Raw genomic sequence first — 21,544 nt, forward strand, 5'->3', positions numbered from 1 at the left:
GAAATACATCGCACATGATATTCATTCTCACTTTGGAAACACTGACGGAGATCAGGTTTCTTGGAAAGATTCCAGACGGGCCGGCGAACGGATGAGAACTGCTCCCCGACCGTCCCGACCGCCGGCTACGACTTCTCGCGACACATCCTCCAGCGTGCGGGCGCCCTCCCGGCACGTCCGCTCCAAATCACGCTCCCGGACTCCCGCGCACAGACACACAATCACCGATGCCCTCCCCCACCCCATCGATACCTCAGCCCGCTGAGAACCTGGAGCGGCGGACCCGGGCGCGCGCCGAACGGCCGGCGCGAGAGCATGTACTCCTCATTGAGAAGATTCTGCGCCGTGAGGTAGATCTGCGCCCGCTCCGTCACCTCGTAGCCCACCGAACCGTCGATCACCACGTGGCCCTCGACGCGTTCGTTCGGCGGGATCGGCCCCTGCCCGGCGACGTCCCTCATGTCCCCCGCGTAGGAAAGGGACAGGTCGACCGACCACGCCCGGCGCGAGGCTCCGGCCATCAGCGTGGCCTGGTGGTTGGGCACGTACGGAAGCTCATCCCCCGGCTCCACATCGCCAAACTGGGGATTCTCCGACGTGAAGCGGGTGCGGAAATCGGATTGCGTGTAAGTATAGGCAACATCGCCATGGAGGCGCACGCCGCCGGGCGCCTGGATCGAATGCTTCAGCGCGGCCTCAAGCCCATAAACGAATACCGCGCCGGCGTTGAACTGGCGATTCAGCAGTTCCTCGGGGCAGCCGCTGGAAAGGGTGCATTCCCCGGTCAGGTTCGAGTAGTCGTTGAAGAACCCGATGACCCCGGCTTCCCCCTCCCGCCATTCGAGTCGAGTCCCGCCCTCGTAGTTGGTGCTCCGCTCGGGTCTCACCTCCGCGGGCTGTCCCGGCGAAACGGGACTGAACCCCTCGTGAACCCCGGCCAGAGCGACGAGCCACGGGAGAATCTTGGCCTGCGCACCCATTCCGGGCAGCCACACGGCTCCGGAGCCGACCATGCGGTTTCCGCTCAGCCGATCTTCGAACTCCGTTCCGATCCGCTCCGTTCGCACGCCCGGTACAAGCAGCAACGGGCCCATTTCGATTTGATCGGAAAGATGGATCGCCCAAGCCCGGGCCGAACCCAGACTGTTTGCCGTCGTCGACGACTCGCCTCCATCCGGAACGAGCGTGGCGCCGGTCATGAGGTAGCCGTCTTCCGTGTGATTTCTCCGAATACGATCCGTGTGGAACCGAATGCCCGGCTCGATGGATTGACGGACCGGTCCCCAAGTCGGGCGCCAGTGCCCCACGAGAGCAACCCCTTCCGAAACGAATTTCCTGTCGTTGGTTCCCACCAGGAGGGTCTGGTCCTCGCCCGCCGAGTCTTCATCCCCTTTCAGGACGGCCGCGTAGACCGCCGGCTGGCCCTCCTCCGAATTCTCCAGCAGATCCTTGAGATCGCCCCCCCCCCGAAATCGATTCAGCTTCCGCCAGGCACGCGAGAAGTCGTGCCGGTACAGGGCGGCCTGAAGGTCAAGCGATTCCGCCCACGCCACCCGGTAGTCGAAACGGGCGGAGGTTCGGGTAAGATCCATCCGGTCGCGCCGGCTGGCGGCATACCGCCTGTAGGGACTCCGATCAAAGTCCTGATCCGTCAACCCGAGATAGGTCTCGTTCGAGATTTCATCGGCGTATCCCAACCGCAGACCGACTTGGTGTTGAAGAGTGCCGGCCGGATCGGTCCGGACCTCGACCTTCCCCACGAATTCGTTTTTCTCGAAGCCGGTGTTCCCCCCCCCGTCCAATTCCTTGAAACCGGCCGTTTGGAGCCGGACACCCTCCAGGAGCGCGCCCCACCGCGGGCCGCCCGATCCCCAGTATCCGTGAAGCTTGCCGAATCGGTCCGTGCCCAGTCCGAGATCCACGAATCCCTTGCTCTCGCGGGGGATGGGCCGGCTCCGCAGATTCAGCGCGCCGCCGATCGTGTTGGGTCCGTATCGGATCGAGGCGGGCCCCTTCAGGACTTCCACGCCGGTCATCCGGGCCATGAGGGGGAAGTAATAGGCGGCGGGCGCGGAATACGGAGCGGGGGCAAACAATACGCCGTCCTCCATCAGCGTCACCTTCGAGCTGCGCTCTGAGCTCGCGCCGCGGAAACCGATGTTGGGTCGAAGTCCGTAGCCCTCCTCCCCTCGCACGTACACGCCGGGAACCTGCTGGAGGACGCGATGAACGTCCGCGTAATCGAACCGCTTGAGGTCGGTCTCGTCCAGCACATGAACGGAACCCGGAATGCGGGGACGGCTCTCTTCAACCACCACTTCGAGGGACGGGCCTGCGGCCGATTTCTCCTCACGCGTCGGCCACTCGACCTCATGACGCGTCCGTTCCCCCTCGCCGGCCCAGGCCGGGGTGAGGCCACTCAACATCGCCCCAATCCAACCGGAGAAGAGTCGTTGCCTCGCTCCCCGTGACATGTGGGGGATCCAACCGACGCTCACACCCGTGCGGACCGGCCTCTCGGCAAGACCCGCCTGACTGCCGCCGCCATCGGGTCCAGAAGGGCCGACGTCAAATCATCGATCCGGTGGTTCAGGACAGGACCGTCCAACCCGAAGCGCGCGGGTCTCCCCTCCCGCGCCAATCGAAGCGATCCCCCCAGCGCGTCCCAAAGGGCCAGCCATGAGCCGTAGTTCGCCGTGAACTCCTTCGCCGCGGTGCCGTGGTGAATCTGATGCTGGGCGGGACTGATGAGGATCCGCTCCAACGCTCCGCCGTAGGAAAGCCAGACATGGGAGTGCCGGAGATTTCCCCCGAGGCAATTGAGCACAAACCCAATCGCATTGATTCCAAGAACCTGGGCCTGCACCGCCTTGTCCCGGAAGGCATAAAAGAAGATCCCCGCGACGAGGCCGGTGACGAGCCAGCCGCGGACGGCAAACAGCGCGCTTTCCACCGGATGGCTGCGGTACAGCGTGACGGGCGTCATCACCTCCGCCGAGTGGTGCACCTTGTGAAACTCCCAGAGGAAGGGGACCTCGTGGGCGAGCCGATGAAGCAGGTAGTGGCTGAGATCCCAGGCCAGGAAGAGGGTGACGGTGTAGAGTCCCGTGACCTGCCCCGCCGTCAAGGCCGTGGCGCCGGCCGCGCCGAATCCGCGATCCAACGCTCGGACCACGACACCGGCCAGGCCGAAGGCGGAGAGCGCCCACGGCGCCGCCCAGATCGCTCGAAGGAGAGCCTTGGCGAACACGAACTTGTAATCCAACCGCGCCGACCGGTGGGACCAAATCTTCCATGAGAAAAAGAGGCGGCCGGCGCCGTCGGGATCCGATGAACCCACCCCCCATGACGCCGCGGCTTGAACGCCGAGCGCCACGAATGCGCTTCCCGCAAGATACACCCAGAAAAGCCGCTCTGAAGGGTCGATGAAGAAAGAAAACGGCTCCAGGAGCGGTGCGAGATACCGCGCGCTCCAACCCAGGTCGACCGGCAATCGTTCCATCAGTCCGAGTCCCCCGAACCCTCTTTCGGAAGCGACAACTGGAGGGCCGTGGCGAAATCTCCTTTGAGCGCGTCGGTCATCGCCTTCACGGCCGCATGCGCCGCGCGCACGGAATCGGGATTCGCCGTCAGGGCCTCCCTAAGCGATCCGGGGATCGAATCGACGGCCCGCAGCGCCTTGGTCGTGTCCGCGTCGATCTCCGTCGCGAGGTCCGCCCTGCCGACCGCCGCCAGGGCGTGGTCGAATCCCAACGCGGCATTTGAGGAACCGCCTCGAAACACCCTCTGGAACCCCTCGAGATTGGCCGCGATGTTCTCCTTCGAATGATCGGCCCACGGGGATTCCAACGCATCCGGGCAGACGGCCTGTGAGCAGTCCTTCAGCCCCGCCGGCTTCGCCAGTTTGCGGTCCTTCGTGACGAGATCGATGTAGAACAGCGCGCCGAGCAATTCGTCCAGCGCCTTCTGCGGGGATGAATACACCGACGAGCCGTTCCCGGCATCGGCCCATTGTCCCGCGAAGTCGCCCTGCGCCGGATCCCAGGCCCCGAGCAGGCGATCCGCATCCTCGGCGATCCGACCGGCCACCGCATGAGCATAGTCGGCACGACGTTTGGCCTTTTCCGAATCCGTCAACGCCCCCCACGCGCCCTGATTGATCGAGACTTGAGGAGGACACGTGTTCTCAGGCCGGTCGAAGAAGAGCAGATACTCCAACGCGTCCAACCCGAACACATTCGGAAGTTCGGTGTCGAAGAAACCTGGAACGGTGTAGGCGCCTTCCACCAACTCCTGGTCCACCCGGCACGAGTTCACGGTCGGCCACGAGTAGATCCGGTCGCGAAGGCCCTGGCCCCCGCCTGTCTTGGAACTCGGTCCCGCCGGTCCGATCTGAAGGAGCTCGAGCTCCTGCCAGGCGGTCATGGACTTTCGCCACGCCTGGCGCGCGGCGGCGCGATTCTCGCCGACATCCACCGCGCCCGCGGCCACCCCTTTCGAGTGCTCTCCCGTCGCGGTCCTCAATTCATCCGACGCGGCCTTGAACTCCCGGAGCAGGGGGAGAACGACCTCCGCTCCGACAGTGCTGAGCAGCGCTCGGCGGTCAAAGGGCTCGTTCCCGGCGGACCCCGCAGGCATCCCCCCCCCCGGCTCGGGGTCCCCGCAGAAAGCGATACGGCCCGCGGCGGCGGCGCAGAGGAGGACGACCAGCCAGGGGAACGCCGCGCGCCTTCCGTCCCGACTCACCAGCCCCCCTTGCCGTTCGCGTCTCCCATGTTGGCCTCCGCGAACCCGTAGGCCGACTGGAGGAGGCCGCGGCCCTCGATCAGGCCCTGTCTATACGAGGCAATTCGGTCCGCCGCCGCCCCCGGAAGGACGGGAGCGTCCTCCAGCAGCTCGTGAAGGCGGGTGAACTGAGCGTCGCTCAGCTTCTTCCGCGGATTGAACTGGAGCCCGAGGGCGAACCCCTTGAGCTCGGAGTAGGCCTTGGCGTGGTCCTCGAACTTGTAGTCCGCCGTTCCGAACTTGGCCATGATCTGAAGAACCTCGTTGATGTAATGCAGAACGGTGGCCGAAAACGCCTTCTCCCAAGCAAGGACGGCCTGGTCGCGCAGTTCCTTCACGCGCGCCATTTCATCTGGAAGCAGCTCGCGCCCCGCCGCGGCCCCTGCAATCGCCCGCATTTCCAGGAAGGCCGTCATCGTCTCCTGCGTGATATTGGTCTTCGCCGCGGCATGGCTCCCTCGGTCGCGCTTCGCCGCGTTGGCCGACCCCGCGAAATTGTATTCGCTTTTGAAGTCGATACTGCCGTCACCGTCGGTGTCGTAGCTCCCCTTCTTGTAGCCGTCGCGCCCGCCCGCGGCCGCGATTTCATCGTCGGTGTAGTCCAGGTAGTCGCGCGCCGCCCCGAAGTACCCGAGGGCCTCGTCGATGGCGTGTTCGAGCGTCGAATACGCCGCTCCTTCGGCGTCCGGCTTGGCATTCGAGGACTTCAATCCCTTGTTGTCCACGTCGTCGTCGAGGTAGTCGTCCGTTCCCTGCGAATACGTCACGGCCGTCACCAGGCACTTCTGGATCAGCTCCGCCAGGTCGAGGCCGGAGGCCGTCACGTGGACGGGCAACGGCTTGTCCGTCTTCGGGACCCCGTTCCCATCCACTCCATACCGCTTCTCACCGTTCCTGCGGCCCAGGACGTTGGCCTCCAGCGTCTCGAAAAGCGCCGTGATCAGTTGCTCCGGAGTCGACACCCCTCCTCCGTGGTCGGCGATGGTCGTGGATTTCCAGCCCGCAAACGCACCTCCCTTCCAGTTCTTGTAATCGGTCGAGGCGTCGTTCCCGGCCGTCTTGCCCACAAGGTCCGCGCTGCCGAGATCCTTGTAGACCTTCTGCTTCGATGCGGGGTCGGTCTTGAGCGCGATCGGCAAATCGCCGCTCGTGTCGCTCTTGAACCGGTAGTAGAAGTCCAGGGCTTTGACCACGTCTCCTTCGGCCGCGGCGTTGAAGTCGCCCGCATCCACTTTCGTCGAAAGCCCCTTGGCGTAACTTTTCAGATCCTCGATGAGCACCTGCCTCATCGTCTGGCCCGAGTAGCTCACGGAACTCTCGCCGGGCTTGAACTTGCTCTCGAAGGCATACCGCGTCGGCGCCTGAACGGAACCCAGCACCGAGGTGGCGCTCGACGAGCCTTGGCCCGAGGACGTCGCGTCCGACACCGACGTCCCCGGAGCGGAGGCCGAACCATCATCATCCGAGCAAGCGGACACAAGCAGGCAGGACAAGAAGCCCCAGAGCGCCACACCAAACCCAAATCCCTTTTTCATTCCGATTCTCCTTTCGATAATCAATCTATAAATAGGCGCGTCGGAGCCATCGTTCCCGAACGGTCGCCACCATCAGCCACGCCACGGGCGCCAGAACGAGGGCATACGTGAGCCACTGTCCGTATCGCCCTTCGGGACCAAAAGGCTCGGTCGCCCAGTGCAGGCGATCGTTGAGCGATTTGTTCAAGGGCAGAACGGAGGCTTCCGTCAGTTCGTGGAACCCGTAGATCAGGAGCTGAACCAGGAAGATGAGGAGGAAAAGGCTCGTGACTTGGAAGAACTGCGCGAGGTTGACTCGATGGCCGTAGCGCCCCCAGGCCCACGCCATCGCGCCGGCGGCGGCCAAGCCGATGAGTGCCCCGGCCAGCACGTCCCTCGCCGAGGAGCCGAACAACACGCTGTTCAACAGGATCGCCGTCTCCATGCCCTCGCGCGTGACCATGAGGACCGTGAAGAGGAACACGCCGGTCAACGCGCCGAGGCTGCCCTTCTCGGAGGCCGAATCGAGACTTGATTCCACCCGCTTCTTCAACGTCCGCGCGGCAAACCACATATGAACCGTGAGCGTGCCGACGAGACCGGCCGCCGCCACCGCCAGGATCCCTTCCCAGAGCGGCTGATTCATCGCCCGGTCGAGCAGAAGCCCGGCGCCCGCGCTCGCAAGCACCGAAGCCATCACGCCCCACCCGACGGCCCGGACCAGCGCCTTCCGGCCCGTCTTTCTGAGGTACGCCACGCTGATCGCCACGATCAGGAACGCCTCCATCCCTTCCCTTAGCGTGATGACGGTCGCCTCGAACACGAGACCTCCCTCCGGGCGCTCCGCCCTCGTTCATCCTCTCTGTTGAGATTCGTTATCATGACCGTCTTAGTGCACATGATACGCATTATCACCTACCGGTCCTTGACGACGGTCAACTTTCCTGAACGCACCGCCCCCCCCGTCCCTCCGAAACCAAGTCTCACTGAAAAGAACTCCCCGTTGATCCAGCGCCGCCTTCCGCCTGACCGAACCACATCCGGGCCAAGGCGTCCGAGGCCAAACCCATGAATCGGACGAACTCCTCCGGCTGGAGGTGCACGGCCGCCACGCCAAACGACAGGCAAACGCAGCCGTTGGGGCAACCGCGGATCGCCATGGGCAGGCCTTCGTCTTCTCCATTCTCCCCGCCGACCGGGCCGATGCTGCCGCCCAGACCCTTCATCGCGAACCTCCTCCCCTTGTAGTGATACTGATTCTCATATTCATGTAATTGCAAATGATACTCATTATCAGTAAGTTGTCAAGGACAAAATGCCGGCTCCCCGGGAAGATTGACATCACGGGCTCAAGTCACTAAAATATGGGCCGTTTTGGAACACGGACACCGGTTCAAAGGAATGAACGCGCGATTCGCCCTGTGGGCTTGCCTCTACCTGGGCCTGATCCTCGGCTCGTCCACCGCGTCCGCCGTCCCCGCCCCGCCGGATCCCTCCCCGCGAATCCAGGATGCGGATGAACACCTCCGACAGGCCGCGGCCATCTACGGCCAACTGCTCGATAGCGGACTCCTGCCCGCGGACAAGCGGACGCTCCTCAAATCCCTCCTCGAATCCCAGCCTCCTGAAACGGTCAACCTTTACTACTTGGGCTTGCTCCATCGGGCCGAAGGCCGCTGGTCCGAGGCCCTCGCCTACTTCCAACGAGCGGCCCGGGCCATGCCCGAATTCGGCGAGAATCGTTTCGCGCAGAAGGGAGTGCGGTTCGAGCAAGAAGGGCGCGAGAACGAGGCGATTCTGGAATACTCCACGGCGCTCAAACTCAATCCCCAGCTCGACAGCCTCCGTCTCCGACTCGCGCAGCTCCTCATCGGAGAGAGGGACTTCGAGGCCGCTGAACGGCATCTCCAGCCCCTTCTCGATCATAAATCCCTCCGGGCACAGGCCCTGACTCTGTCCGGCCAGATCGCGCTCGAGAAGGGACAACTCGATCGCGCCGTCCAAGCCCTTGAATCCGCCCTCCGTGAGGACTCGGGGATCTCCCCGGCCCGTTTGCTCCTCGCGCGTGCCTACCGTTCGCAGGGACTCCACGAGAAAGCACTCGAGCAGTACGATCAGGTGCTTCCCCTGTTCCCATCCGACGAAGCCCTGCGCAAGGAAGCCTCGGAGACCAAAGGTCTGGTGGGGCGAATCCGGGAGGAACGGGAAAAACTTCACTACCCCAACGCCTTGGTCGACGTCGGCGGGAGCGCTCCCTACGCCCTCCTCGTCGAGAAATCCACCCAGCGCGTCTACCTCTACAAGCAGAACCTGGGCGGCAACATGGAGCGCATCGCCACCTACGATACGACTACGGGCAAGACCTCCGGAGACAAGATTTCCCGCGGAGACCAGCGAACACCCGAGGGCGTCTATTTCCTCACCGCCCGCATCCCACGGCAACGGCTCGAGCCGCGGTTCGGAGCCATGGCGTTCCCCATGAACTACCCGAACGAGATCGACCAGTGGCTTGGAAAATCGGGCGGTGGCATCTGGCTTCACGGTGTGGATCCGAAGGATGAAAGCCGGCCCCCTTTCAATTCGCGCGGATGCGTGGTGGTGAAGAACGAGACTCTGAATGCGCTCTCGAATTTCATCACCGTGAATCTGACGCCCATTGCCGTGGTCGAAAAGGCCACCTACGCGGGCCGCGACAAGACCTTGAAGGACCGGGAGCTTCTCCGTCGAACCCTGCAAGGCTGGTCGCAAAGCTGGGAGAAAAGCGACCTCCCATCGTACATCCGCTACTACTCCGATCGCTTCAGGGGACAAGGCCGCAACAAGGCCGCCTGGAAGGACTACAAGTCGCGCGTATTCGCCTCCAAGGAAGGCGTCAGCATCCGCCTCGAGGAACTGAAACTCCTGCGGTATGACAGGACAACGCCCTTCGGCGAAGAGGTGGTCGTGGCGCAGTACATCCAGCACTACCGATCCAAGGGACTCAATGACACGGGCCTCAAACGGCTGTACCTGGTTCGTGAAGGCTCGGACTACAAGATCCTCACCGAAACCTGGTTGCCCTTCCGGCCCGTCGAACCCTTCCCCCTCGTGGGAGCGGGACTCGTCGAGCCGGAATGATTTCGCTCGCGCTCCTCCTCGCCCTGATCGCCGGGATCCTCATGCCGGCGGCTGCCGGCGCCCACACCGAACGATTCACCTACTTTGAGAACACGGACTACGCCCTCGAAGTTTTCAAGATTTACGGCCGCGAGCCCGGCGCCACCATACTCATCATCGGCGGCATTCAGGGGGACGAACCCACGGGATACCTCACCGCCGATCTGTACGCCGATCAGAGCATGAAGCGCGGCAATCTGATCGTCGTCCCACGAGCCAACTTCCACACCATCATCCGCAACACCCGCGCGATCAACGCGGACATGAATCGGCAGTTCAACAAGACCAAGCGCGAGGAGATTTACGAGGAACAGGTGGTGCAGGTGTTGCAGGAACTCATGAGGGAAAGCCAACTCCTCCTCAATCTCCACGACGGGTCCGGTTTCTTCTCGCCGGAGTCACGCGACGACCAGGTGAACCCCAAGCGCTGGGGCCAGAGCCTCATCATCGACTACGAGCATTTCGAGACGGAAGGCAAGAAGATCGTCCCGTTGAGAGACATCGCCGAGGGAGTGGTGGAACGGGTCAATGCCGAGATCTCCACACCGCAGCACCATTTCCACGTGAAGAACACCCGCACCGCCGATCCGGACTCACCCCATCCCGAGCAGCGCCTCTCGGCCACGTTTTACGCCGTGACGAATGCGGGCATCCCCGCGTTTGGCGTGGAAACCAGCAAGAGCATCAACCCCTATTCGCTCCGGATGAGATACCAGTCGATGGTGATCAATGAGTTTCTCAAGACGTTCAACGCCGAGCTGGACCTCCCACCGGTCCGGTTCGATCCCCCCCAACTCGAGTTTCTGGTCCTGAGCATCAACCGAGAGCGGCCGATCATCGTTAAGGACCGGGAGACGATCCGCCTGGCCGAGGGCGATCGGATCGAAGTCGAGCACATCCAATCGAACTATCGGCGCGGTTTGTCCGTGGACGTGGCCGGCGTCGGTGGCGACAGCGACCTCCACCGTCCCCTCACGATCAACAAGGAAACCACGATCCTCGTCCGAAAAGACAGCCTGAAATGCGGGGAGATCCACATTGAAACGGAGCGCCGCGCTCCGGCATCGGCGGCCGGCCCGGTCCTCCGTGTGCGCCGGAATCAACAGGAAGTCGCCCTCCGCCCGAGCGATGTCCTCGACGCCGCCGTAGGGGATGAAGTGACGCTGCTGTCGATTGAGACGGGCTCAGCCGGATCGTCGCCCGTGAAACTGAATCTCGTCGGTTTCATTCCCCACGACCAGCGGCGGGACAACCGCGGGCACGACTTATCGTACCCGGTCGACACCGCCAAGGATCTCTTGCCGGCGTGGTCCGTGGACAAGAGAGGCGACCTTTATCGGATCACGGCCACACAGTCCTCGAAGGAGATCGGGCAGTGGTTCTTGCGGCTCAGCCGTCCCCAGGTCCGGTATCTCCTGGTGGAAATCAACGGGACGCGAACGTGGTTCACACCGGACGAATCGATCCGGCTGCACGACCCGGATGAAATCAAGATTATCGACGTGGAAAGCAACCTGCCGAATTCGGATGGGCTGACGGTGAATTTCCGGGGCTACAGGAATCCCCTGGGATCCGATGACCGCGGCGTCCCGATCCGGCGCGATCAGCTTCTTCCCGAATTCTCGACCGGCGCGCAAGGCCGCGAATACCGGATACTCATTTCCAACCGCCAACTCCTCATCGCGGAGCTGCGGGTCGACTATCCCTGACCCGCCGCGGATTCCACTCCAGGCCGGCTTCCTTGAGAAGGGAGCCGGCGGCGTCTCAGGAGGACATCGGTCAGCCAAATGAGACCGCTGCCCAAGCCGTTGGCTCCGAAGTACGTGATCCCGTGGAAGGCTGTGATGAACGCAAGCGCTTCCACACGATCCACCCCGTACACGTGAACGAGAAACGCCGTGCCGATCACGTGGTAGCCCCCGGCCGAGGCCGGAGTGGGGACTAGCGTGCTCAGGCCCGAAACGGCGAAGATGAGAAACGCGCCACGAGCTCCGATCCGCTCCAGCAGGCCGAAGGCATCGAGGCCCAGGGTAAACGTGGCCATGTAGAGGCCCCACAGGGGAATCGTCCAGAGCGTCGTTATGACCCAGCTCCGGGCGGAACGCATGAAACTCAGTCCGTCCGTAAACGAGTGGAGCAGGGAGAAAAGCCGACGGCGCCAGCCGGCAGGATGTTTTTCCGCCGCACCGGCCAGGGCTTTCATCAACCTCTCTGAGCGAATCGCGGTGATCAGACCGAGCATGACTCCAAACCCCGCGAAGGCCACCCAGCGCCCGTAAACAAGCCAGTGACCGAGGTAATCCAACGGCCCTTCCGGCATGATGACCAGAGCCACCATGATGACCAGGCCCAACACCACGACATCCAAAAGTCGCTCCGCGCCGATGGTCGCCGTGGCCGTGGCCAGCGGTATTTTCTGAGTCCGATTCAGGTAGAGCAGCCGTACGATCTCCCCCCCTCTCGGGAGCACGTTGTTCACCGCGTACCCGGCGCAGACCGCGGCGAACGAAGAGAAACGGCTCACGGGACGGCGGACCATGACAATCCAGCGCGCTCCACGAACGTAGTTGCTCACCAGAAGGGCGAGACACGCCAGCAGGAGTTCGATCTTGTTGGCCCGTTCGAGAAGAGGCGGGATCTGGCGCAGAGCTTCCACGCCTTTTCCTCGAAAAGCCCAATAGAGGAGTCCCGCGGTGAGCAGCAGCCCGATCAGGGTCTGGAGCACGCGTTTCACAATGTCAATCCTCCTCCAGAAGGACGGCAGGCTTGGGCCGTTCCACTTCGGGACTCCACGACATCAGATCGGCCCGTCCATCCAGGATCTCAAGATAAGTAAACTGAATCCGTTCCCGGGGTTCGATACGAAACGCCGTGAAGGTGGTGATCCACGTTCCCGTATTGAAATGCCAGCCGGACGCCTCCGGGATCGGGCAGATGTCCTCACTGTGCGTATGTCCGAACACGACGAAGCGGACTCCCGCGAGTCTCGCAATTTCGGCCGCAGCCTGGCGATAAGGGGACTTCGGTTCGCGCTTCATGGTCCGGTAGAGCCAAAAGACCAGACCGGACAGCAGCAGGGTCACCAACAGAATGTTCGTGAGCACAAACAGGGACGATCGAGCCCATCCACTTTCAAGATTGGACCATAGGACGGACTGCGCCAGAAACCACAGCCAGAGAGTCAGCGCCGTCCCTCCCAGCGCGGAAGCCAGGCCCAGTACAACGCGTTTGAAAATCCGCTCGACGATGAGGGAAACGTGCCCGCCCGGCTCTTTCATGGATTCGATGCGTTCCAGGTTCGCGCCCAGACCCGACTCCTCCGCCAGATTCTTCAGTTCCCCCCGATGCCGCTCGGCCACCCGTTTCTCCCAATCCTGGTGACCCTGCACACACGGCTTGGCCATCTTGAAAAAGAGCGGGCCGTACCAGAACGCCGCGCGCAGAATCGCCGAAGGGCGATTGACCAGCAGCCACAAGAAGTATTGCGCATTCGACCTCCGTCCCGGAACGACGAAGGTGACCTGACCAAACCGGTTGTAGAGGTATCTTTGGAAATAGGAGCCGAAGGGCAGGTCGATTTCGTCCGGGTAGCATCCGCACGGGGTCGAGGGGAGCTCCGGCTTGATGAGGTAGTCGAAGGCGTTATACGTATCATACTGGTGGCCGTGTTCCACCCAAAGCAAACCCGGCACGTGAAAGAACCAGGAACGGAAGCAAAGGCGATTCAGAGCATCGCTGTTCGCGCCAAGGTGAAAACTCACGGCCCCGCGGATCTTGTTTCTCAGCGGCTCAATCTGAAGCTCGTGATCATGATTGCCCGGGAGAATGATGACCTGTTGGCCCGCGTCGAGCAGTTCGGCAAGCCCTTTGAAAAATACCGCGTGACCCCGCACCACGGCGTCCATTTTCGCCTCAAGCTCCTCAAGGACCGTCGCATACCCCAACCGGGATACTCCTCCCCTGGCGCCTTTCAACCGGAACCGCTCGCGGTGCTGCTCATCCACCCGGTCGATCCGAAGAAGGTCCACGAAGTCGCCGTTGATGATCAGCTTCACCGTTCGCTTTCGTTCGCGCGCCTTCCGGATGAGGAACCGGCAGAAGAGAAGAAACTCCTGGTCAAAGAAAAAGTTTTCAAGATGGAAGTATCTTCCGCTGGAAGGGTTCCGGCCCGGTCCGAGGTGAAGATCGCTGACAATGATGTAATCTTCGGCGGAATCCGGTTTCATGGCACCCCATGGTAGCACACAGGGGAAGGGCCAACAGCAACATCCGAGAGCGTTCCTGTTCCCGTTTCAAGAAGATCGGGGGCGTCTCACTCAACCCTTGACAAATTCCCACTGGCTGCGGTAGCGTGGCGGGCGTTACGGTGCGAGTCTCCCGCGCGAACGTGCGGGAGTGAAAAAAGGGAACTCCGTTGAATGCGGAGGCGGTCCCGCCGCTGTAACCCCGCCCCTTGCCGAAAGGCAAGGGACAAACGCTTGGTCGCTCCGCCGAAAGGCGAAGCCAAAGCCACTGGCCGGAAATCGGTTCGGGAAGGCACGACCAAGCGGCGGGGGAGCCAGAAAACCTGCTCGCACCAAGGCCCGGACTTTGCCGGGTTACGACCCGAAGAACGGGTCGAGAACGGGAAAAACGCCGCGATCCTCGCGGAAAGGGATAAGGCGTGATGAAGAAGCTGGGTGCAATCCCCGTTCCGAGCAATCGGAACGGGATTTTTTTTGTCCGGAAAAAAGCCATGGCCGGGATCATGGCCGTTTTCCTGTGGCCGATCGCCCATTCGGCAGGCGCGGATACCCCTTCCACCGCCGACTCCCCCCCCCCGATCATGGAGGAGGTGGTCGTCACCGGCCGCCGCGTCGTCGACCCCACGGCCCAATCCACCTTGATTCTGACGGAGCGGTATGCGGACCGGCCCGTCACGCTCCCGGAAATTCTCCAATCGGTCGCGGGGGTGAAAATCAGCCGCTTCGGCGGCCTCGGCAGCTTCGCCACCATTTCGATCCGCGGCTCCACGGCGGACCAGGTCCGGTTCTACCTGGACGGCGTTCCCCTGAACACGGTTCAGGGCGGCGGGCTCGACCTCTCGACGATCCCTCTCGACCTCATCGAGAGCATCGAGGTCTTCCGCGGACAGACTCCTGCCGAGTTCGGTCAGGCCGGAATCGGCGGGATCGTGGACATCCACACGCGTCGGCCCGACGGAACTTTCCTCACCCGCATCAAGACCGGCGGCGGGTCTTTCGACTCGCTCCTGGGTTCCGCCGTCCACTCGGGGCACACATCGGGATTCCGGTACCTCCTCGGCACGGACGTCCAGCAAACACAGGGGGACTTTCCCTATCTCGACGACAACGGAACTCCTTTCAATCAGGATGACGACGATCGGGTGACGCGATCGAACAACGAATCGTTGGCGTGGGGCGCCGCCGGCCGCGCGGAGTACGAGCTGGGCGCGAACGACGCCATCGAAATGGCGATTCACACGCACACAAAAGATCAGGGCGTGCCCGGCCTTGGAAACTTTCGCAGTCGCACCGCCACCCTTGAAACGGCGCGCCAATCGGCCACCCTCGCCTGGCGCCGAATGCGAAGCGGGCCGGAATCCGTGGAAGCAAGGGTCTCCGGCTTCGTCACCCTCCAGCGACAATCCTTCAAAGACACCGCGGGCGAAATCGGCGTCGCCAGTCAGGATAACCGTGATCGCACGCTGGGCTGGGGAGCGAACGGGCGCGCGGCCATGCCGATCGGCGAGCGTCAACGATGGACGGCCTTCGCGGAGGTTCGGCAGGAAGCGTTCACCCCCAGAGACGCCCTCTTCCCCAATCCGCTGACCGCGGGCCGACGGGACACGATGGTGGTGACGCTACAGGACGAGGTGGAGATTTTCCCTCCGCGGTTGCTGATCGTTCCTTCCGGCCGATTTGAATACGCGCTGAACCGGGCCTGGCTCGTCGCGCCACAAACGTCAGACCGCGTCTCCGCAACGGAGCGCCGCACGCTGGCCAACCCGACCGGCAGGCTCGGCGCTCGTTACAAGATCCGCCACGATCTTACGGCCTCGGCCAATGTCGGCACCGCCTATCGAATTCCCGACTTCACCGAGTTGTACGGCGACCGCGGATTCATCCAGGGCAATCCCGATCTCAAGCCGGAATCGGGACTGAATGCCGATGCGGGTCTCCTCCACGAAGTGCCGCGCGCGGGCGTGATGGATTCCCTCCGGACGGGTATCGTGCTCTTCGGCAGCCGGGTGACGAACCTGATCCAGTTCGTCCAAAACTCGCAGCAGACGGCCGTGGCCGAGAATTTCAACCGCGTGCGGGTTTTGGGACTCGAGGCCCAACTCGATGCCTCCCTGCTCCGGCACGCGGAAGTGTCCACCACCTACACGCACCAGAGGACAACGGACGTCAGCCCTTCGGCCACCCACCGCGGGCGGACGGTCCCCGGCCGGCCTTTCAATGAAGTCACGGCACGAAGCGGCATCTTCAACGCCTGGGGAAAAGTCTTCTACGAATTCGAATTCACCGAGGGCAACTTTCTGGACCGATCCAATTTCCTCCTCGTGCCCGCGCGATTGATCCATAATACGGGCGTCACCTTCAAATTCCTCAAGCGATTCTCGGCCACCGCCGAGGCGAAAAACATCACGGCGAATCAGCTCGTCGATTACAACGGATTCCCGTTGCCGGGGCGCTCCTACTTCGGATCGCTCACGGCTACCTTCTAGTTCAACGGCATGATCACCCCGAACCTCATCTCGGTCGCCGCGATTCTCGCGACGCTTGCCTCGGGCCTCCGCGCGGAGTCAACCCAGCCGGCGTGTCACCGGATCGTTTCCCTGGCCCCAAGCGTAACCGAAATCCTTTTCGCGCTGGGGTTGGGTGAGAGCGTCGTCGGGGTAACCCGGTTCTGCGCCTTCCCTCCGGAGGCCGCCCGGAAGGACAAAGTCGGAGGATATGTCGATACCAACTATGAGGCGATAGCCGCCCTCGATCCGGACCTTGTCGTGCTCCTGCCGGAGCAGGCCGAACAGGAACGAATCCTCATGAATCTCGGCATTCGAACGCTGGGGGTCGATCACCGGAATGCCGCGGGAATTCTGAATTCCATCGCCACGATCGGGACGACGTGCGGGAAAGGCGTGGAGGCGGAGGCCCTCGTCGCTGATCTGCGGCGGCGGGTGGACGGAATCAGAGACCGCGTGCGGAAGGCCCCGCGCCCCACGGTCCTCATCTCCCTCGGCCCGAATGCGGGAGGCGGGGTGCTCCAGGACGGCATACGCACGTTCGCCCGCGGAGGATTGTTCGACGAATTGCTGACCCTCGCCGGTGGGAGGAATGCCTACGGCGGACTTTCGCCTGAGTATCCCGTTCTCTCCGCCGAAGGCATCCTTCAATTGAACCCGCAGGTCATCATCGAGTTGGTTCCCGACCTCGAGAGGATGGGATGGCGCAAGGAATCGCTGTTGGAGCGGTGGAAACCCCTGCAAGCCGTGGATGCCGTCAAGAACGGCCGAATCTACATTTTCAGCCAGGATTACGTAAACGTTCCGAGCACTCGATTCGTGCTGCTCCTGGAAGCGCTGGCCCGGGCGATCCATCCTGAACTGAAGTGGAATTGATGGGCATGGGCAAAATAGTGCTGATCACGGGTGGAGCGAGGAGCGGGAAGAGCGACTACGCGCTCGAACTGGCCGACGCCTACAAAATGAAAGCCTTCATCGCGACCGCCGAACCGGTGGACGAGGAGATGCGCCGGCGCATCGAAACTCATCGACGGGAGCGTGACTCATCTTTTCTCACGATCGAGGAACCCATCCGGATTGCGAAGGCGCTGCTCGACCTCCCGAAAGAGATCGAAGTGAGCGTCATCGACTGCCTCACCGTCTGGCTCGGAAACCTCATGCACAGATTCGGAGAAGAAGTCGGCGATCATGCTGAGATCATTTCGTTTCAGAGGGCGATTCGGAAGCCACGCCACGACCTCATCATCGTCACCAACGAAGTGGGCATGGGCATCGTGCCCCCAAACGCCGCCGCGAGACAATTTCGGGACCTTGCGGGAAGACTGAACCGGCAGGTGGCGGACATGGCCGGTCGGGTCATTCTGATGGTTTGCGGCATGCCGATTACCGTGAAGGAGCAACCTCGTGGATCGTCTTAGCGAAATCTTCGATTCCATCGCGCCGGTCGACCATCGTATGGACGCCGACGTTCGATCCCGACTGGACAACCTGACGAAACCGAAAGACAGCCTGGGGCGTTTGGAGGATATCGTCGTTCAGTTCTGCTCGGTACGGGGCACGCTTGAACCCCACATCGAGAAGAAGACGATCTTCACGTTTGCCGGCGACCATGGCGTCGCCGAGGAAGGAGTCTCCGCCTATCCGAAAGCGGTGACGCCGCAGATGGTCAGGAACATGCTGGCGGGCGGCGCGGCGGTCAACGTGCTCGCGCGGCACGTCGGGGCGGAGGTCCGCGTCGTGGATATCGGTGTGGACGATCCGCTGGAGAATGCGCCCGGTCTCGTTCGCCGGAAGGTCAGAATGGGAACGAGCAACATTGCGCGGGGACCGGCCATGACCGTTGATGAAGCGCTTCGCGCGATTCACGTGGGCATCGAGCTCGCCCGGGAGGCTCAGAAGGACGGGGCAGCGCTTCTCGGCGTGGGCGATATGGGCATCGCCAATACAACGCCATCGGCGGCTCTCTACGCCGCCCTGCTCCCGGCGCCCGTGGAAGAAGTGACGGGCCGCGGAACGGGAATCGATGACAACGCCCTGTCTCGCAAGGTGAACGTCATCAAGCGCGCGTTGACCGTGAACCGTGACAGTCTGTCCGATGCTCTCAACGCACTCGCCGCGGTCGGTGGATTTGAAATAGCCGGGATCACCGGCGTCATCCTGGGAGCGGCCTCCTGCCGCATTCCCGTCGTCGTGGACGGTTTCATCTCGTCCGCCGGAGCACTCGTAGCTTGCAGGATGTGCGATCGTCTCAAGGACTATCTCTTTTTCAGCCATTGCTCGCAGGAATCCGGGCACAAGGCCTTTTTCCGGCGGTTCGGCGTCGAGCCGCTTCTGGACTTGGGAATGCGTCTGGGCGAGGGAACGGGAGCGGCGTTGGCCGTTTCTCTCATCGAAGCAGCCGTGAAGATCTACAACGAGATGGCCACCTTCGGATCGGCGGGCGTTTCGGGAAGGAGCACGACTTGATCGCGGATCATTCCGCAACACGCCGGAACCCGTTCGGAGGCCTTGTGACGGCCATTCGCACGCTGACCATCCTTCCATCCCCCGGCGCGGATGCCGTGAAACTCTCGGATGCGCTCCCCTGGTTTCCCATCGTGGGCTTGGCGTTGGGAATGCTGCTCTACGCCGGGATCCGGATGCTCGATTTCATGGCGGGCGACCGCTGGCCGGAAGGCATCGCCGCGGCAACGATCGTGGCCGGAACGATATTGACCGGCGGCCTGCACCTGGACGGCCTGGCGGATTGGGCCGACAGCCTCGGCGGCGGGGGCAACCGTCAAAGAATGCTGGACATCATGAAGGACTCGCGGACGGGAGCGTTCGGTGTCATCGCCGTGGTGAGCGTCATCCTGCTGAAATGGATCGCGCTCTCCCGGCTGATTTCGTTGCACCTCGCCATTTGGATGGTCGCCGCCTACGTTGTATCGAGGTGCATGCAGGCGGATCTCGCGGGCCGCTTGCCCTACGCGCGGATCGACGGAACGGCCGCCCCGTTCATCCACCCGGCCGGCATGGCTCGCCGCGCCGTCATTCTTGGCTCCGGCCTGTCGATCATGCTCCTCCTCTGCGGATTTGCCGGAGGCGCGATTTTTCTGGTCGGTGGGCTGGCAGCGTGGCTGTTCGGACGATGGTGCCTGCTCCGCCTTGCCGGGGTCACCGGGGACCTCCTCGGAGCGTGCAGCGAATGGACCGAAGTTTTGACCCTCTTCCTCTGCGCCTTCGCGGGCGAAAAAATCATCCCTTGGAGTCGATCACTCTGGTCGCTCCCATAAGTAAAACCGTAAAGATTCATATGCTACGAAAGGAGAATCAAACATGAGAAAACTCACATCCCGTCTTGGCTTAATCCTATTTACCGCATTCCTGCTGGGCATCGGATGCGCGGAGAAGGAGAAAACCGGCGGCCTCGCCCCCTCGAAGGGCGCGGTCATCGTCACAACGGATTTCGGCGGAAGCGGAACCGTGGCCTCGCTGAGCCTCGGTCCCGACCCCGCCCTTTGGAGCCTGAGCGACAAGCTCGAACTGGTCTCCAGCGATCCTACGGTCCGCGTTTTCGGGTCGAGGGTCTACGTGATCAATCGTTTCGGAGCCGACAACATTCAGTTGCTCGACCCGAACAACAATTATCTCACCGCCGGTCAATACTCCATCGGCAAAGGGGCCAATCCGCATGATATCCTTGAGCTCAGCGCGACGAAGGCTTACGTCACGCGGTTCGAGCCACCCTACGATGACATCCTGATCGTGAATCCGACCACCGGAGATGAGCTGGGTACGATTTCCCTCAAGGGGGTGTCCGGTCTCAACAAAACGTCCACGCCCCGACCGCACCAGATGATCAAGGTGGACGACCGGGTCTACGTGATCCTTCAGAATCTCGACAGTGCTTTTTCGGAGACGGGGAACAGCCTCCTGGCCGTCATCGATCCGGCGTCGGATGCCCTGATCGATGCGGATCCTGCCACTCCCGAAATCGATACCATCGACCTCGGACTCAAGAACGCGAGTGGAAATGCCCTCTACAAAGATGAGGTCTTCATCGCCGGGGCGGGCGACTACCTCGCTCAGAATCCGGCGGCGGAAGCCGGCGTCGTGGCGGTGAATGTAAAGACGCATGCCGTTCGCACGATCATCGGCGGTGCCGCGCTTTCCGGAAGACCGGGAGAGGATTTGGCCGTCACGGAGTCCGGCCGAGGTTATCTCGCCGTTACCGATTCCGCCTACCCTGCAACGTTCAAACCGTCCCTTCTGGAATTCGACGCCGCGACAGGATCCTTGGGCGCGGCCATATACACGGGCAGCTCGACGGCCTCCGCCCTTCAGTCGTTCGAATTGGACAGCCGAGGCCACCTCTTGATCCTGGACCGCGATCCCGCGAACCCCGGGGTGGTGGTTGTGGACACGAAAACCCGCGCCACCATTGGGGATCGGTTTCCCACAAGCATTCCCCCGGCCGCCATCGCAATCGTATCGGAGGAATGATCGCTTGAGGTGCTTTGCCGTCGTCGTCGGCCTTCTCCTCTCGTGGATGGGGCCCGCCCGATCCGAGGCCGCGGAGCAATCCGCCCCGACCCCCCCCCGAAGGATCGTGTCGCTTCTTCCATCAATCACAGAACTCATGTTCGACCTCGGAGCGGGCGACCGGGTCGTCGGGATCAGCGACTATTGCATGGTGCCCGCCGGCAGCGGACCCTTCCCGCGCGTCGGCGGGCTTATCCCCAATCTGGAGATGATCGCGGAGCTCCGCCCCGATCTCATCCTGGCCGACACTTCACAGGCCCAGGGTCTGAAGCGCGCCCGGGAAATCGGCCTCCGGGTCAAGCTGACGGATTCCACCCGGGTCGGGAGTCTCGACGATTTGTTCAACCTCATCGTAGACATCGGCACGGCCGTCGGGCGGACGGTCGAGGCCCGCAAGGTGGTGCAGGGCATGAAGGAGAGATTGAAACAGTTGGAGAACAAACTCGCCGGCAAACGCGCAACCACGGTTCTGTCCGTATTGTGGTGGGAGCCGCTCATGGTCGCAGGCCGGAGAAGTCTCCAGAATGAAATCATCCGGAGTGCCGGCGGGGTGAATGTGGCCGCTCACATGGAGAAAAGCGGGTCCTCCGTCTCGGACGAGTTCGTTATTCAGAAGAACCCCGACGTGATCATCGTGCCCGAGCCGCAGGATCTGGCCATCGCGAAATCGCGCCCCGGCTGGAGTGTGCTTTCCGCGGCGCGCACGGGCCGCGTGGTGGCTGTGAAGAACAACCTCATCGGCCACTACGGGCCGCGCCTGGTGGAAGGCATCGAGGAGCTGGCCAAGGTTCTTCACCCGGAGGAGAAGTGGTGATGC

General features: G+C 62.6%; 18 protein-coding genes and 1 riboswitch. Of the genes, 9 read left to right on the forward strand and 9 right to left on the reverse strand.

What is annotated here, in order from left to right:
• Window positions 1–51: 51 nt before the first annotated feature.
• From HYT87_01775 to HYT87_01805, 7 genes are all read right to left on the reverse strand, one after another.
• A complete protein-coding gene (locus HYT87_01775; GenBank protein MBI2058479.1) occupies window positions 52–225 on the reverse strand; it encodes a (2Fe-2S)-binding protein in 174 nt (57 codons plus the stop codon).
• A complete protein-coding gene (locus HYT87_01780; GenBank protein ID MBI2058480.1) occupies window positions 222–2,474 on the reverse strand; it encodes a TonB-dependent receptor in 2,253 nt (750 codons plus the stop codon). Before HYT87_01780 ends, HYT87_01775 begins: the two co-directional genes overlap by 4 nt.
• A 20-nt stretch (window positions 2,475–2,494) precedes the next feature.
• Entirely contained in the window at window positions 2,495–3,502 is a 1,008-nt protein-coding gene (locus HYT87_01785) for a sterol desaturase family protein (protein MBI2058481.1), read from the reverse strand.
• Window positions 3,502–4,746 (reverse strand): imelysin family protein, encoded by a 1,245-nt coding sequence (locus tag HYT87_01790; protein MBI2058482.1) that lies wholly within the window; start codon window positions 4,744–4,746, stop codon window positions 3,502–3,504. The genes HYT87_01785 and HYT87_01790 overlap by 1 nt, the downstream gene beginning before the upstream one ends.
• Window positions 4,743–6,320, reverse strand: a complete 1,578-nt coding sequence (locus HYT87_01795) for a DUF4856 domain-containing protein (GenBank protein MBI2058483.1) — start codon at window positions 6,318–6,320, stop codon at window positions 4,743–4,745. The genes HYT87_01790 and HYT87_01795 overlap by 4 nt, the downstream gene beginning before the upstream one ends.
• Window positions 6,321–6,345: 25 nt before the next feature.
• A complete protein-coding gene (locus tag HYT87_01800; GenBank protein MBI2058484.1) occupies window positions 6,346–7,122 on the reverse strand; it encodes an FTR1 family protein in 777 nt (258 codons plus the stop codon).
• A gap of 160 nt (window positions 7,123–7,282) precedes the next feature.
• Window positions 7,283–7,525, reverse strand: a complete 243-nt coding sequence (locus HYT87_01805) for a hypothetical protein (GenBank protein MBI2058485.1) — start codon at window positions 7,523–7,525, stop codon at window positions 7,283–7,285.
• Between the two features lie 175 nt (window positions 7,526–7,700).
• Here HYT87_01805 and HYT87_01810 point away from each other — a divergent pair, with 175 nt between their 5' ends.
• The gene (locus HYT87_01810) at window positions 7,701–9,416 is read left to right on the forward strand and encodes a tetratricopeptide repeat protein (GenBank protein ID MBI2058486.1); all 1,716 of its coding nucleotides are present in this window, start codon (window positions 7,701–7,703) and stop codon (window positions 9,414–9,416) included.
• Complete coding sequence (locus HYT87_01815) at window positions 9,413–11,164, forward strand: succinylglutamate desuccinylase/aspartoacylase family protein (protein MBI2058487.1); 1,752 nt, start codon at window positions 9,413–9,415, stop codon at window positions 11,162–11,164. Before HYT87_01810 ends, HYT87_01815 begins: the two co-directional genes overlap by 4 nt.
• On the opposite strand, the gene HYT87_01820 is transcribed toward HYT87_01815, so the two are convergent.
• Complete coding sequence (locus tag HYT87_01820; GenBank protein ID MBI2058488.1) at window positions 11,155–12,189, reverse strand: flippase-like domain-containing protein; 1,035 nt, start codon at window positions 12,187–12,189, stop codon at window positions 11,155–11,157. The two genes, HYT87_01815 and HYT87_01820, sit on opposite strands and share 10 nt — an antisense overlap.
• Before the next feature lie 4 nt (window positions 12,190–12,193).
• Window positions 12,194–13,681 (reverse strand): metallophosphoesterase, encoded by a 1,488-nt coding sequence (locus HYT87_01825; protein MBI2058489.1) that lies wholly within the window; start codon window positions 13,679–13,681, stop codon window positions 12,194–12,196.
• A gap of 127 nt (window positions 13,682–13,808) precedes the next feature.
• Window positions 13,809–14,045, forward strand: a riboswitch (cobalamin riboswitch).
• Between the two features lie 73 nt (window positions 14,046–14,118).
• On the opposite strand from HYT87_01825, the gene HYT87_01830 reads away from it, so the two are divergent.
• Genes HYT87_01830 through HYT87_01860 form a run of 7 tightly spaced genes read left to right on the forward strand, consistent with a single transcriptional unit; the run spans window position 14,119 to window position 21,541 of the window.
• Window positions 14,119–16,185 carry a TonB-dependent receptor gene (locus HYT87_01830; protein ID MBI2058490.1) on the forward strand — a complete coding sequence of 689 codons (2,067 nt, stop codon included), beginning with the start codon at window positions 14,119–14,121 and terminating at the stop codon, window positions 16,183–16,185.
• Window positions 16,186–16,194: 9 nt separating this feature from the next.
• Entirely contained in the window at window positions 16,195–17,079 is an 885-nt protein-coding gene (locus tag HYT87_01835) for an ABC transporter substrate-binding protein (GenBank protein MBI2058491.1), read from the forward strand.
• Between the two features lie 5 nt (window positions 17,080–17,084).
• Window positions 17,085–17,621, forward strand: a complete 537-nt coding sequence (gene cobU / locus HYT87_01840; GenBank protein ID MBI2058492.1) for a bifunctional adenosylcobinamide kinase/adenosylcobinamide-phosphate guanylyltransferase — start codon at window positions 17,085–17,087, stop codon at window positions 17,619–17,621.
• 37 nt (window positions 17,622–17,658) lie between these two features.
• Entirely contained in the window at window positions 17,659–18,669 is a 1,011-nt protein-coding gene (gene cobT / locus HYT87_01845; GenBank protein ID MBI2058493.1) for a nicotinate-nucleotide--dimethylbenzimidazole phosphoribosyltransferase, read from the forward strand.
• Window positions 18,670–18,713: 44 nt separating this feature from the next.
• Window positions 18,714–19,478, forward strand: a complete 765-nt coding sequence (gene cobS / locus HYT87_01850; protein MBI2058494.1) for an adenosylcobinamide-GDP ribazoletransferase — start codon at window positions 18,714–18,716, stop codon at window positions 19,476–19,478.
• 43 nt (window positions 19,479–19,521) lie between these two features.
• Window positions 19,522–20,688, forward strand: a complete 1,167-nt coding sequence (locus tag HYT87_01855) for a hypothetical protein (GenBank protein ID MBI2058495.1) — start codon at window positions 19,522–19,524, stop codon at window positions 20,686–20,688.
• 4 nt (window positions 20,689–20,692) lie between these two features.
• Window positions 20,693–21,541, forward strand: coding sequence for an ABC transporter substrate-binding protein (locus tag HYT87_01860; GenBank protein ID MBI2058496.1), 849 nt, complete (start codon window positions 20,693–20,695; stop codon window positions 21,539–21,541).
• The last annotated feature ends 3 nt before the right edge of the window (window positions 21,542–21,544 follow it).

Source organism: Nitrospirota bacterium (assembly GCA_016180645.1).
In the GTDB taxonomy this organism is placed as follows: Bacteria; JACPQY01; JACPQY01; order JACPQY01; family JACPQY01; genus JACPAV01.